The 14,847-nt window shown below is 40.6% G+C and carries 10 protein-coding genes; 5 read left to right on the forward strand and 5 right to left on the reverse strand.

Features of this window, described 5'->3' with window-relative positions:
- Positions 1 to 207: 207 nt before the first annotated feature.
- The 4 genes from gltB (at position 208) to AADY36_RS07025 (ending at position 7,433) form a co-directional block, all read left to right on the forward strand.
- Positions 208 to 4,665: a glutamate synthase large subunit gene (gene gltB, locus AADY36_RS07010; RefSeq protein ID WP_054561718.1), complete on the forward strand. Its 4,458-nt coding sequence runs from the start codon at positions 208 to 210 to the stop codon at positions 4,663 to 4,665.
- Positions 4,666 to 4,674: 9 nt separating this feature from the next.
- Positions 4,675 to 6,090 carry an FAD-dependent oxidoreductase gene (locus AADY36_RS07015; protein WP_054561717.1) on the forward strand — a complete coding sequence of 472 codons (1,416 nt, stop codon included), beginning with the start codon at positions 4,675 to 4,677 and terminating at the stop codon, positions 6,088 to 6,090.
- A gap of 424 nt (positions 6,091 to 6,514) precedes the next feature.
- The gene (locus AADY36_RS07020; RefSeq protein ID WP_235575464.1) at positions 6,515 to 6,727 is read left to right on the forward strand and encodes a hypothetical protein; all 213 of its coding nucleotides are present in this window, start codon (positions 6,515 to 6,517) and stop codon (positions 6,725 to 6,727) included.
- Between the two features lie 13 nt (positions 6,728 to 6,740).
- A complete protein-coding gene (locus tag AADY36_RS07025) occupies positions 6,741 to 7,433 on the forward strand; it encodes a response regulator (protein ID WP_054561716.1) in 693 nt (230 codons plus the stop codon).
- A 22-nt stretch (positions 7,434 to 7,455) separates the two neighbouring features.
- Here AADY36_RS07025 and AADY36_RS07030 read toward each other — a convergent pair whose 3' ends face one another.
- Both AADY36_RS07030 and AADY36_RS07035 read right to left on the reverse strand, forming a co-directional pair.
- Positions 7,456 to 7,917, reverse strand: a complete 462-nt coding sequence (locus AADY36_RS07030; RefSeq protein ID WP_054561715.1) for a hypothetical protein — start codon at positions 7,915 to 7,917, stop codon at positions 7,456 to 7,458.
- A gap of 66 nt (positions 7,918 to 7,983) precedes the next feature.
- A complete protein-coding gene (locus AADY36_RS07035) occupies positions 7,984 to 10,026 on the reverse strand; it encodes an ATP-binding protein (protein WP_054561714.1) in 2,043 nt (680 codons plus the stop codon).
- A gap of 316 nt (positions 10,027 to 10,342) precedes the next feature.
- Here AADY36_RS07035 and AADY36_RS07040 point away from each other — a divergent pair, with 316 nt between their 5' ends.
- Positions 10,343 to 11,938, forward strand: coding sequence for a hypothetical protein (locus AADY36_RS07040; RefSeq protein ID WP_152966936.1), 1,596 nt, complete (start codon positions 10,343 to 10,345; stop codon positions 11,936 to 11,938).
- A gap of 78 nt (positions 11,939 to 12,016) precedes the next feature.
- Here AADY36_RS07040 and AADY36_RS07045 read toward each other — a convergent pair whose 3' ends face one another.
- From AADY36_RS07045 to AADY36_RS07055, 3 genes are all read right to left on the reverse strand, one after another.
- Positions 12,017 to 12,415: a hypothetical protein gene (locus AADY36_RS07045; RefSeq protein WP_054561712.1), complete on the reverse strand. Its 399-nt coding sequence runs from the start codon at positions 12,413 to 12,415 to the stop codon at positions 12,017 to 12,019.
- A 47-nt stretch (positions 12,416 to 12,462) separates the two neighbouring features.
- Complete coding sequence (gene recN / locus AADY36_RS07050; protein WP_054561711.1) at positions 12,463 to 14,136, reverse strand: DNA repair protein RecN; 1,674 nt, start codon at positions 14,134 to 14,136, stop codon at positions 12,463 to 12,465.
- 68 nt (positions 14,137 to 14,204) lie between these two features.
- A complete protein-coding gene (locus AADY36_RS07055) occupies positions 14,205 to 14,768 on the reverse strand; it encodes a hypothetical protein (protein WP_054561710.1) in 564 nt (187 codons plus the stop codon).
- Between the last annotated feature and the right edge of the window lie 79 nt (positions 14,769 to 14,847).

Genomic DNA, 14,847 nt, shown 5'->3' on the forward strand with positions numbered 1-14,847 from the left:
GTCATAAAAAAATAACGGGTAAAATGCGACTAAATGTAAAAAAATAGCATAGAATTTAAAAAGTGCTTTAAGTGAGAAATATTCATGAATATGAATATGTATTCAAAACTCTATTGACTCATGAGGTATTTGGCGATAGTTTTGTTCGTCTGCTAGCACTGTCACAAAAGACTGAACCGCTAGTCGTTGTAGCAAGGGGAGGGGTCTATGTTATACGACTCAAAATTAGAAAAAGATAATTGTGGCTTTGGCTTAATAGCCCAGGTCAATGGTCAGGCGAGTCACCGCTTGATTCGAACAGCAATCACTGGCTTAGATCGCATGGAACACCGTGGTGGTATTTCTGCTGATGGTAAAACAGGTGATGGCTGTGGTTTATTAATGCAAAAACCTGATAGCTTCTTTCGTGCTATTGCCAGCGAACATGATTGGCATCTAGGAAAGAACTACGCCGTTGGCATGGTATTTTTAAATGCTGATCCTGTACTTGCGCAAACAGCTAAAGATGTGTTGAGTGAAGAACTCGAAAAAGAAACCTTGAGCATTCAAGGCTGGCGTGTAGTACCTACCGATGCATCATGTTTAGGGCCAATTGCAAAAAAACAACTACCCGGCTTTGAACAAATTTTTGTAAGCGCACCAGAAGGCTGGCGTCCAAAAGATTTAGAACGTCGTTTATATGTAGCGCGTCGTCGTGCTGAAAAGCGCCTCGTAAATGATGAACATTTTTATATTGCCAGCTTATCTGGTTTAGTTACTGTCTATAAAGGCTTAATGATGCCTGTAGACTTACCTAACTTTTATTTAGACCTAGCTGACATTCGCATGACCAGTGCGATTTGTGTATTTCACCAACGTTTCTCTACTAATACACAACCTCGTTGGCCACTGGCGCAACCATTCCGCTATTTAGCGCATAATGGTGAAATTAATACGATTCAAGGTAACCGCCAATGGGCTCGTGCCCGTGCGTATAAGTTTGCCTCACCACTTATTCCTGATTTGCAATCAGCAGCACCATTCGTTAACGAAAGCGGCTCAGACTCTTCTAGCTTAGATAATATGCTTGAGTTGTTCTTAGCCGGTGGCATGGATTTATTCCGTGCAATGCGTATGCTTGTGCCGCCAGCTTGGCAAAAAAACCGTGCTATGGATGATGACCTACGTGCATTCTACGACTTTAACTCAATGCATATGGAACCATGGGATGGCCCCGCTGGTATTGTAATGTCTGACGGTCGTTTTGCCGCTTGTAACCTTGACCGTAACGGTTTACGCCCTGCGCGCTATGTCATCACTCAAGATGGTTTTATTACCCTTGCCTCAGAAGTAGGTATTTGGGACTACGCGCCAGACGAAGTGGTTGAGAAAGGCCGTGTTGGCCCTGGTGAGTTATTAGTTATTGATACTCATCAAGGTAAAATTTGGCATTCAGATGAGATTGACCAAGATCTTAAGTCACGCCATCCATATAAAGCATGGCTTGAAGCTAACGTTAAGCGTTTAACGCCATTTGAACAGTTATCTGAAAAAGATGCGGGTAACCGTTCATTTGATGACGAAACACTGCTTAAGTATCAAAAAATGTTTGGCTACACCAACGAAGAGCTTGATAGCGTTATTCGTGTAATGGGTGAAAATGGTCAAGAAGCAACGGGTTCAATGGGTGATGACACACCATTTGCGGTACTGTCAGAAGGTCATCGTTCACTGTTCGATTACTTCCGACAAAAATTTGCGCAAGTAACTAATCCACCGATTGACCCACTTCGTGAAAATCACGTTATGTCACTGGCAACTTGTATTGGTAGTGAGCAAAACGTATTTAACGAAACAACCGGCCACGCTAAGCGTTTACAGTTTGAGACGCCGATTTTGATGTACGCTGATATGCAACAGCTGATCAATGCTGACGATGAGCATTACAGCTACTGTAAAATTGATATCACTTACACGTTGGAAGAAGGCTTAGAAAACGCAATCACACGTATTTGTGATGAAGCACAAGAAAAAGCAGCGTCAGGCTGTGTCATGCTTATTTTAAGTGACCGTAACTTTAGCGAAACTCATTTGCCGATTCCTGCGGCGATGGCGGTTGGTTCAATTCAAAAGCGTTTAGTCGATAATAACTTACGTTGTGAATCTAATATCATCATCGAATCGGGCAGTGTCCGTGATGCGCATCAATTTGCGGTATTACTTGGTTTTGGTGCAACGGCAATTTATCCGTACCTTGCTTATGAATCATTAGTTGCAATGAGCGACAAAAAGACCCTGAACAAGAGCTATTGCGAAGTAACGCTTGCTTATCGTAATGCGATTAATAAGGGTCTGTATAAAATTATGTCAAAAATGGGTATCAGTACTGTCGCTTCGTACCGCTGCTCAATGTTATTTGAGGCAGTTGGATTATCAGATGCGGTTGTAGAAACCTGTTTTAACGGTGTAGCTAGTCGTATTAAAGGGGCGTGTTTCACTGATTTTGATGATGACCAACGTAAACTTCATAAGCTGGCATTTAGTAAACGTAAGTTATTAAGTCATGGTGGCTTACTAAAATATGTTCACGGTGGTGAGTACCATGCTTATAACCCAGATGTAATTCAAACACTACAAAAAGCAGTGCGCTCTGGGGATTATAAAGACTACTTGGCATATGCTGATTTAGTAAATAACCGCCCGATCACCAATTTACGTGACATGCTGGCGGTTAAAATTCCTGATACGGGTGTGAGTGTTGACGACGTAGAGCCTGCAACTGAGCTGTACAAACGTTTTGACTCAGCCGCAATGAGTATTGGTGCATTATCGCCAGAAGCGCATGAAGCACTCGCGATTGCAATGAACCGCTTAGGTGGTTGTTCAAACTCAGGTGAAGGTGGTGAAGACAAGCTTCGCTACGGTACAGAGAAAAACTCACGTATTAAGCAAGTTGCTTCGGGCCGTTTTGGTGTTACACCACATTACTTACGCAGCGCTGATGTCATTCAGATTAAAGTGGCGCAAGGTGCAAAACCAGGTGAGGGTGGTCAATTACCGGGTGAAAAAGTAACGCCGTATATTGCAAAATTACGTTATTCAGTGCCAGGTGTGACCTTGATTTCGCCTCCGCCGCATCACGATATTTACTCGATTGAAGATTTAGCCCAGCTTATTTTCGATTTAAAACAAGTAAACCCAGATGCACTAATTTCGGTGAAACTCGTTTCTGAGCCGGGTGTAGGTACTATCGCAACAGGCGTAGCTAAAGCCTATGCAGATTTAATTACCATTGCTGGTTATGACGGTGGTACAGGTGCAAGCCCGCTTACTTCTGTTAAGTATGCAGGTAGCCCTTGGGAGCTTGGTCTTGCTGAAACCCAGCAAGCGTTGGTAGAAAATGGTTTACGTCACCGTATTCGCCTACAAACAGATGGTGGTCTGAAAACGGGTCTAGATATTATTAAGGCGGCTATTTTAGGTGCTGAAAGCTTTGGCTTTGGTACGGGCCCTATGGTGGCACTAGGTTGTAAATACTTACGTATTTGTCACTTAAATAACTGTGCGACCGGTGTTGCAACGCAAGACGATACGCTGCGCCAAAAGCATTATCATGGCCTGCCAGAAATGGCGATGAACTACTTCAAGTTTATAGCCGAAGAAGCGCGCCAAATTATGGCAAGCTTAGGTGTAACTCGTTTAACTGATTTAATTGGTCGTTTGGACTTACTTGAAGCAATTGAAGGCAACACAGAGAAACAAAAGAAAGTAGATCTGTCGTCTGTGATTGCTGTGCCTAACAACCCTACGGGTGAAACCTTGTATTGTAGTGCGCCAAATAGCTCACACTACTTAGGTCAGCTAAATGAAACCTTGCTTGAAAAAGCCAAGCAAGCAATTGACGAAAAGTCGGGTATCTCACTGGTTAACCGTATTTGCAATACTGATCGCTCAGTGGGCGCTATGTTGTCTGGCTATATCGCTTCTAAACATGGTAACCAAGGTATGGCTGCTGATCCTGTCTCTATTGAGCTTCATGGTACAGCGGGACAATCCTTTGGTGTATGGAACGCTGGCGGCCTTGAAATGACACTCGTTGGTGATGCCAATGACTATGTTGGTAAAGGCATGGCTGGCGGTAAGCTAGTAATTCGCCCACCGCTGGGTTCATCTTTTGAAAGCCACAAAGCAACCATTGCCGGTAATACCTGTTTATATGGTGCAACGGGCGGTAAATTATTTGCTGCAGGCTGCGCTGGTGAGCGTTTTGCAGTGCGTAACTCAGGCGTGCAAGCGGTTGTAGAAGGTGTTGGTGACAACGGCTGTGAATACATGACAGGTGGTGTGGTTTGCGTACTTGGCAAAGTGGGTATCAACTTTGGTGCAGGTATGACAGGTGGTTTTGCTTATATTCTTGATGAAGGCAATGACTTTGAAAAACGCATTAACCCTGAGCTTGTTGAAATTGTTACGCTTGAAGGGTTGGCGTCACACCAAGAACATTTACGCGGTCTCATTGCTGAGCATTTAGAGCTTACAGGCTCAAACCGCGCTGAGCAGATTTTAGCTAACTTCGATTTATACATGCCAATGTTTAAATTAGTTAAGCCAAAATCTAGTGATGTAAAAAGTTTACTCGGACACCGAGCGCGCAGCAGCGCAGAGCTTCGTGTTCAGGCTCAGTAAGGGGGTAGTATGAGCGAAAATGTATACCAGTTTATCGATGTACAACGTGTAGATCCGCGTAAAAAGCCAATTTCAGCACGTAAACAATCTTTCGTAGAAATCTACGAGCCGTTTTCTGAGACACAAGTTAACTCACAGGCGGATCGCTGTTTAGATTGTGGTAACCCGTACTGTGAATGGAAATGCCCAGTACATAACTATATTCCACAATGGTTAAAGCTCATTCGTACTGGCCGTATTTTAGAAGCGGCAGAGCTGTCTCACCGTACAAACAGCTTACCAGAGGTGTGTGGACGAGTTTGTCCACAAGATCGCTTGTGTGAAGGCTCGTGCACACTTGAAGAAGAGTTTGGTGCTGTCACTATCGGTAATATCGAAAAGTACATCACTGATACGGCATTTAAAATGGGCTGGAAACCAGATATGTCGTATGTGGTTTGGTCTGACAAAAAAGTGGCTATCATTGGTGCAGGCCCAGCTGGTTTAGGTTGTGCGGATATTTTAGTACGTAACGGTGTTAAGCCTGTGGTGTTTGACCGTCACCCAGAAATCGGTGGTCTTCTTACGTTTGGTATTCCTTCATTCAAACTTGAAAAAGAAGTAATGCAAAAGCGTCGTGAAATTTTCACTGAAATGGGTGTCGAGTTTCAGCTAAACACTGAAGTTGGCGTTGATATTACGCTTGATGAAATCTTAGCAGAATATGATGCCGTATTCTTAGGTGTTGGTACCTATCAAAGTATGCGTGCAGGCCTTGAAAACGAAGATGCTGATGGTGTGTTTGATGCACTGCCGTTCTTAATTGGTAACACAAACCGAGTTATGGGCTATGCAGAAGATAAGCAAACTTATATCGATATGGCGAACGAAAAAGTCGTCGTGTTAGGCGGTGGTGATACAGCAATGGACTGTGTGAGAACCTCTATTCGACAAGGTGCTGCAAAAGTAACCTGTGCTTATCGTCGTGACGAAGAAAACATGCCAGGCTCAAAACGTGAAGTTAAAAATGCCCGTGAAGAGGGCGTAGAATTTACCTTTAACGTTCAACCTAAAGGCATTGTGGTTGATGAGCAAGGGAAAGTTGCTGGCGTTAAGATGGTGAAAACGCAACTTGGTGAGCCGGACGAAAATGGTCGTCGTCGTGCTGAAGAAGTAGCTGATTCTGAGCATGTTATTGAAGCAACCAAAGTGCTCATGGCGTTTGGTTTTAAACCTCATAAAATGGATTGGTTAGAACCGTACGGTGTTGAAATCAATCATTGGGGTGGTATCAATGCACCAGAAAAAGGTGAGTTTACTCACCAAACAACTAACCCGAAAATCTTTGCTGGTGGCGATATTGTCCGCGGCTCAGATTTAGTGGTAACGGCTATTTTCGAAGGCCGAAATGCCGCTGAAGGGATTATGGATTACTTAGACGTTTAATTCTAAAGCTCCATTCAACATTTTTAAAAGCAAGCTGCCTAGCTTGCTTTTTTATTGCCTAGTTTTATACCAATCCGCAATAATACTTAATCATTTAGAGGGATTAAACCTGTCGCTATCTGCGTTAAAAATATCTGATTTAGAACAACTAAATAACGAAATTTTTGCCTTGCTATCAACGAGGTTTTATTGCCTCAAAATAGATCACTTAATTAAGCGAAATGGTATTAGCTGTTTTGATAATCAAATCAAGATTCAGAAAAATAATGAAAAAATAACGCTTATTACCTACAATCTACGAATGAATTTTACAGTTAAATAGAAAAAATTCATTATTTCGTACTAGCTCCATATTTGCTCCATATTGTTGCGTTTTAATGTTTATCAGAGGCAGAAGCCCATCTGAATATTTGATGCTAACAACATGGATAAAAAGAAAATGTTTTGCGAACACACAAATAACGAGCAGTTAAGCTTTTTTCAGCCAAGTTCAAAATCTGAAAATGATTTACTCAATGAGGTCATGAATAGTGAAGACCTGCACGATATTCTGACTATGGTTTTACTAGATGAGACCTTATCAGACGCCCTTAAAGCGATGGTGAAGCAACAACTAAAAACAATAAAAAAAATATAAAACGGAAATAAAAATGCCGCAGATATTAGTCGTTGAAGACGACTTAGATATTGCAGAACAAGTGCTGTTGTTCTTCAATGCATCTGGCTTTACTACTCACCACATCACTGATGGCAGTGCTGTGGTGTCGTGGGTTAAAGAAAATAATCCTGATGCAATAATTCTAGATGTAATGTTACCCAATTTAGATGGCGTGGAGTGCATGAAGCAGATCCGCGCTTTTTCTATGGTGCCTATTATTATGGTAACCGCTAAAGTCGAAGAGGCTGATAGGTTAAAAGGGTTAGAACATGGTGCTGATGACTATGTCTGTAAACCTTTTAGCGGTGCAGAGCTGGTGATGCGTGTTAAAGCTATTTTAAGGCGCTGCGCGCCGGTATCTAATAGCAATGAAACTGTTGAAACGCCAGCTACTATTTGTTTAAACGAAGATGCGCTTGAAGTTGAGATTAAAGGCGTGTCTTTGGGTTTAACTAAAGTGGAATTTGACGTATTTAAGCTTTTGTATAAAGCCCCTAAGCGCGTTTTTTCAAGACAGCAGATACTTGATCATATCCAACCCAATAACTTTGATATTACCGACCGCGTAATCGACAGTCATATCAAAAATATTCGCAAAAAACTAAAGAATTTACAGTTCTCTCCTAAGATAGTCGCTTCCGTTTACGGTGCAGGCTATCGCTATGATGAACGTCAAATCAATTGATTTGGCGTTCATCGCTTTCATATCAGTTACACAAAGTACGTTCACCTTTTCGAATAGAATGGCTGAACACATACACTGATAATTCTCTTGCTTGAATATCTTGCCAAATGCGTTTGCTAGGACTAGGGCACAACGCATAATGTAAATATTGACTTAACGCCTCACCTTCAAGGGCTATCGCGGTAGGTGTTTGTACATAGACCTGAATCGCATTAGTTGAGTACTTTATTTGATTTAAGCGCCACTGGCCCATTAAGAATTGCTTTGCAAAGAACTGGGAGATACGTTGTTTAGCTGCTTCAGATAGTGGAGGGTACTCTATTGGCTTTTCGTAGCTTGCATAATAGAGTCCTGCACTTAACATTATGCTGGCAAGGGCCGCGTAAATTGGCAGTGGCGACTTTTTGGTTTTTTTAACTTTGCTTTGGCGGTGTTTACGCTCAACAGATTTTGCCCATTGAGCGTGCTTTAATGACTCTGACATGGTTCCATTCCACAGTAGTTTATAGTGCTATTTAAGCAATAAAATGTGGTGGAAAAATGGAGAGGCTTATTTATTCCCTAAAGGCAGTAATACTCTGATACATAAGCCACCTGACTTACCTGGTAATGCGTTAATAGTACCTGACATCAATTCGACAAAACTCTGGCAAATTGACAGTCCTAAACCAGAACCCCCCGATGCGCGGCTACGAGACTCTTCAACACGATATAAACGGTCAAAAAGTTTACCTATATGAGCTTTACCGACACCCGGAGAAGTATCATCGACTTGAATAAACAGCTCTTGCTTGTTGGCCCGAACTTTAAGTCGGACATGGCCTGGGGTGTCTGTGTATAGACACGCATTAGTAAAAATATTGTTGAGGATTTGGTCGAGCTTTTGTTTATCTACCGTGATTTCAACATCATCAGCAATAACAATGTCAGCAAAAAATGTGAGCTGATGACTGCAAACATAACGGCGCATGTCTTGCTCGTATTCAGCAAAAATTTGCGCGGCATTATATTGGTGAAGGTTCAATGTCAGGGTTTTGTTTTCAGCTTGAGATAACTGATATACATCTGAAATTAAGTTATTAAGTTGCGCTATCTTGCCATTAATTTTGCTGTAGGCGAGATCGCGGTTTTCTTGAATATCGAGCTCAAGCGCTTCTATATGCAGTTTCAATACACTCAGTGGAGTGCGTAATTCATGAGAGATATCAGCAAGCATTTTGTCTTTTTCAATTAAGTTATATTGATAAAGCTTGGCTTTAAATAACGCTTTTCGATGCTTGAAGTAATAGAGTACTAACGCAAGGGTACTAAACAACAAAACAATACCAGCAGATAACAACCAAATTTGTTTTTCTAGTCGCTGGTTATTCATTTGTGCAGTTGCGAGTTTGTTTTTTTGAATTTCATCATCAATACGTTGCTGTTGCTCGATTGCTGTTAATTGCTTTTTATTCTTTTCCACGGCTTTATTTAAATGCTCTTCAAATAAAGACGCGGCCAGTTTACTTTCAAGCTTTAGCTGCTCAGCAGCTAGCTTGTAATCACCGATAAGTTCAGCATAAATTGCGGTATAGCCGTGCTGTTTTTGATTCAATAAGCGGTTATCAATATCAGTTAACAACTCTTTTGTTCGACTTAAATAGAGACCAATTAGCTCAGAGTTTTTAAGTGCTAAATGTAATTCAACTAAGTTAAAGTAAGAGTAAATTTTACTTAAAGCCGAGCCAGATTTAAGCGCTGCGTTAAGCCCAGACTCAGCACTACTCAATGCCATATGCTGGTTGCCTATTTTCAAATACAATTGCATCAACGTATGCTTCGCCGTCGCCATATTCTCATAGGCATTGACGTCGGCTAATCGTGTATAGGCGGTATTTAATAAGGGAAGAGCCTGCTCTAAATCGCCTCGTTTATACACCAGCTTGGCTAGCTGTAAGCTGGTATCTGCAATATTCATTTGGTTTTTGGTTTTAATATCAAACTCGAGTGCTTTTTTATAGAAGTACTCAGATTGCGAGAGGTCATCAAGCCTGTGAGCAAGGTTTGCTAAGTTATAAAAATTAGTGGCAACTAGTTCATAATTATCGCTGTTTTCCAATAACGCTTGTGCTTTTACTTGATGATGCATTGATTGTTCAAGATCATTAAGCGTGTCGTATAGTGAACCCAAATTGCTATGGCTTTGTGCTTGTAGGTTTTTGTCTTCAAGCTCATTTGCAAGTGCTAAGGCTGCCATATAATGATTTTTTGCTTCTATTGTTTTTACTTGGCGACGGTAGTTGATCCCTAGCTCTTTTTGAATGTGGTATTGGTCTTTTTTACTCAAGCTAGCAAGCTTTTGTAATGGCGTTAGCAGTTCTATCGCCTCGTTATAATGACCTTGTTTACGTAAAAGAGGCGCTTGTGCCATAGCAATTTCGGTGGTCGATGTAGCGGTATTATTATCTTTGTATTGCTCAAGAATAGTGAGTGCTTCACTGAGCCTGCCTTGGTTCTCAAGGTCAGTGACTTGATTTAATAGAGAGCTGGGCAGTGAGGTTGCTACACACGAAAAAGACAGTAAACACGTAGCGATAAGTAAAGAGTATTTCATTTGTGGTTAGAATAAGCTTAATGTGTTCTTATACTAACCAGCAATTGTGTGCAAATTATGGAGTACGTAATCACTGCTTTTAAAGTGAGTTAACAGCTGCTTAATAGAAAAGTTGTATCCTTTATGTATTAAAGGCCTATATTTTATTGTTTTTAGCCTTTTCATACCATTATCAAAAATTTCTGATTGTATTCAATCGACTGAAGCCTAGAATTAGCTTGGACATAATTTATACATAATTAGGTTAATGATAAATAATTTATTTATCATTTTTGCTAATAATAAAGTTTTGGTTAATTCTTCAGGTGAAAACACAATGAAAAAATCTATTCTATCTGTATTGATGGTATGCGGAGCCGTAACTGCTGATGCTTCGGCAAATAGCTGCACAGGCGAGTTGTATGGTATTAACTCTGGTCGAGGTCATTTAGGCGTTGTTTTTTCGCTTGATGAACAAGCGCAAACAGCAGCTATCCATTCTAAAGCGAAGTTTTCTTCAGCTGCAATGGCGTTCGATAGTACTCGTAATCGTTTATATTATGTTTCGGCGCCACGCGCTTTAACATATAAGTTAGACCCAAGCTCATTGAATTTATCAGATGATGAATTAAAAGACTTACCAATCAAAGGCGAAAAGTATAAATACACAAAATTAGCCTATGTTGATATGGAAACAAATAAGCACACAGAAGTTGCTAGAACAAGTCCAATGACTCGTTTAGCGTATGATCCAAACCGTGATGTTATCTACGGCTCTAAAGGCAGTAAGTTTTATATTATTTATCCAGATTCTGGCGAGACACAGTTTGTAGGTAATATGACTGGCTATGGTAATAGCTTAGATATTTTCCGTGGTGATATGGTTGTTAAAAATGGTGAAGTCTATTTGATTTCTGCAACCAGCATTTTCTCTTTGGATCTTTCTACACTTGAGTTATCGAAAAAGTCTGAACATGGTTTAACAACGGTAACAGGTGCTGCACTTGATCAAAATGGTGAGCTGCTTATTTCTCGTGAAGTAATAAATGACCAAGGTAATCACAATGTAACTAAGCTGTATAAAGCGTCGATTGAAACGGGGAAAACATGTGCAATGGGTACTTACCCTATGCGTATTAACGATTTGGCACTTAATACATTAAAACCGGTTGCGTGCTATGCTCAGCCAACCTGTAGCACTGGTGCGGAGTCGTTTGTTATCACGAGTATCGATAAAGAGCGAAAAGCAACTTGGCAAAACTATACTTTGAATGGGAAGTTATTTTATGAGCCTATTGCAAAACTTATGAGCTCTACAAATTTTGGCGAAGGTGGAATTGTTAATAAAACAGTTTCAATAAATCATGATTTTGCTGCAGCAAACTCTATCACTGAAGCTGCTATCGATAGTTATGAGACAGATATCTTTTATATGGGTAGTTTCTATGATACAGATTTCACAGATGCTGAAATCCTAGAGCTTTATAACTGGTCAAAAAAATCAGGCAATGTCACTATTATTGCAGCCGATTCTGATATGCCAAATGAAAAAGTGTATGCGAAATGGGGCTACACGGTTACTCGTGTTGGTTATGTTGATGGTCCAAATACACAAAATCCTGAAGGTGTAGGTACTCAAGCTCAACAGGCTATTTTTGCTGGTCCATTTGGTGGTGTAACTAGTTTCTATCAAGCAGGTGGTGCTAAAGGATACTTCTCTGAAATGCCAGTGGGTACGCAAGTGTTAGCTGTAAACCAAGATGGCTTACCAACGATAGTGCTTGATTCAGAAACGGGTGACATTCTTTTATCAGATAGTGGGATGCTTACCAATCAAGGTAAAGTTGGTAACTATACTGAGGGTACAGGTGTTTCAAGTATGACAGACCGTTTATTTATGAACTTGATTAATTTCGCCAGCGAAATTGAGTAAGCTAACTAAGTCATGTGTACTTAAAGAATCGCGAAGCATTTTTGCTTCGCGATTTTGTATATTTAACGATGATTTTATTTACCAACAGCCTGTGAGGGTACTTTTCACTCTATTAGTGTGTTGCTTAACTAGTAAATAACTAATACCAACCAGCAATGTATGGCTGACTGCTAAAGCAATCAACCAAGACGACATACTCTGTGTTAATTGATTGATTGTTACTAGGCTAATAAGCATGAAAACTAACGATGAATTTAACACAGTTTGTAGTAACTGCTTAAAACGTAAATGCTTCCAACGACTCCAAATAACCAACAAAAATGCGGTAGTCGGGAGGGCAATTAAAATACATTCAAATAAAATAACGATTAATTGCGCACCTTGATAAGCTGAATCAGCTGTTGAACCCTGTGAATGGCTTGAACTCAGTGCAATCAAGCCAAGCACTAAAGCGGTACCCATATTTTTAATATTCATTTCTAAACTCTAACCAACTTAAACTCTCAACAGTATTAACTATTAACTTATGCATGTGCGCTAATAAGCTCTTTGGCATTCGCTCTTGCCATTTTACTGATGTTGTCACCAGCGAGTAGTCGGGCAATTTCATCGATACGGCCATCTTTTGAAAGTTTATTCATTTGCGTAAAGGTTTCGCCGTTTGCAATTTCTTTGGCTACAAAAAATTGCTGATGTCCAGAACTTGCAACCTGTGGCAAGTGAGTTACACAAATAACTTGGGTTGATTTACCTAATTGGCGTAATAGCTTGCCGACTGCAGAAGCTGTAGGGCCTGAAATACCCACATCAACTTCATCGAAAATGAGGGTCGGGGTAGTAACTCGCTGAGCAATAATGACCTGAATAGCTAAACTAATGCGCGATAACTCACCACCAGAGGCCACTTTAGACAGTGCTTGTAGCGGTTGACCTGGGTTGGTCGATACTAAAAACGACACAGTATCAAAACCCATTGCACTTGGTGCTTTATCGCTAGCTTGTTGAATATCAATAGCAAACTTGCCGTTTTCCATCGATAAATTCGCCATGCTATCACTAATTAACTGATTAAGCGTATCAGCATAACTATGGCGGCTTTCACTTAATAGTTGAGCTGCTTGTTTGTATTGCTCAAGGGCATCGCTGATTTCGCTTTCAAGTGCCACAAGGCGGTCGCTGTTATAACTAATTGATGCTAATTCTTCAGAGATTGACTGGTGAAACTCAACAAGCTCTTCTGGCTTTATGTGATGTTTACGGGCAAGATCCATAGCACCTGTTAAACGAGTTTCAACTTCGTCTAAGCGTGCTGGGTCTAAGTCGGTAACATCAACATAGCTGCGTATCTCGCGGCTTGCTTCTTCAACTTGAACGGCAGCTTCACTCAGTAGTGATGCTATGCTAGATAAGCTCTCATCGTAGCTTGCTAGTTCTGCAAATTGTTGAGCACTATGTTGCAATAATGAACACGCACTTTGCTCATCACTTTCGTATAAGTGTTGTAGCTCACGTTGGCATGACTCTAAAATAGTCTGGCTATGGCTTAGTTTATGATGCTCAGCTTCAATCTCTTCAAATTCACCCGGTTGCAGAGCAAATTCATCAAGTTCGGCTACTTGATACTCAAGTAATTGCTTTTGAGCGGCCTGTTGCTGCTGTTGTTGTTCAAGCTGGTTAAATTCTTTGAGTAAGGCTTGGTAGGCTTTAAAGCGTTCTTTAACATCAGCTAATAACTGATTGTGGCCGGCATAGGCATCAAGCAGATGTAGCTGGTGTTCAGCTTTTAATAAATGTTGATGGGCATGTTGGCCGTGAATAGAAATTAAGTACTGACCCAACTCTTTTAACTGTGCAGCGGTAACTGAGCTGCCATTAATATAGCTTTTGCTACGGCCATTTTTGCAAATAACACGGCGTAGTAAACATTCGCCTTCGTTGTTTGAGAGTAAATGTTGCTCTAAAAAGTGTTGGGCAAGAGGGAGTTGGCTAATATCAAATTGTGCGCATATTTCTGCACGATCAGTACCAGGGCGAACGGCACCAGCATCAGCGCGTTCACCTAAACATAATGAGAGGGCATCAATTGCAATTGATTTCCCCGCACCTGTTTCACCTGTAATGGCTGTCATACCATTGTGCCACTCAGTACTTAAATTACTTACAATGGCAAAGTTTTTAATTTCTAACCCGATTAACATACTGTTTATCCATCCAGCTAATTAACTGTTAATTTATACAGTGTTTTCGGGTTTTGCAAATTAAATTTTTAAGCTTTGCTTAATTCTGACAATTGATTTTCTGGTGTGGAATCGTCTGACGCTTGTGTGCTCTGGGCTGGCGGCTGATCGTCTTGTAAATCGGCGGGGGGCTGATATTTAATTACTTCAATCAGTGATGGAAGGGACTCTTGGTAAAACGCTTTGTTATATTCAATACCATTATAAGGTAATTCAGCCATGAAATACTGTAATCTGTCTGCAAGCTGATCAATCTGTTCTGGGTTTTGTGCTTTACTGGCTTCCATAATTATTGTGTTGAGCAGTAAATCACTAACGTATTCAAGATATGTGAGGTTTTCTTCGTTATGGGCTTGTACAACAAAGTAATTGCTAGTGATCATGCTCAAACGCGAGATGTTCTTCGGACGAATAATTTTACTCTCGCTGAAATCAATTAACTTATCTTTAAAATCATTATTGATTTCTTTTACTCGTTGATTAAAACGTTTTTTTTCAGCTTCAATAGCCTTGCGACGGTTGCTCTCAACCATCCAGTAACAACCTAGCAAGGTGATCAGTAATAACAGAGCAAGAAAAACGATATAGCTCATTTCGCCTTAGAATCCTTAAAAAAGTACAGCATTAAGTTTGATTATTTTGCGCTATTCAATGTGCCTTGGCAATCAATTG

It is taken from the genome of Pseudoalteromonas sp. D15MCD-2 (assembly GCF_038562745.1).
In the GTDB taxonomy this organism is placed as follows: domain Bacteria; phylum Pseudomonadota; class Gammaproteobacteria; order Enterobacterales; family Alteromonadaceae; genus Pseudoalteromonas.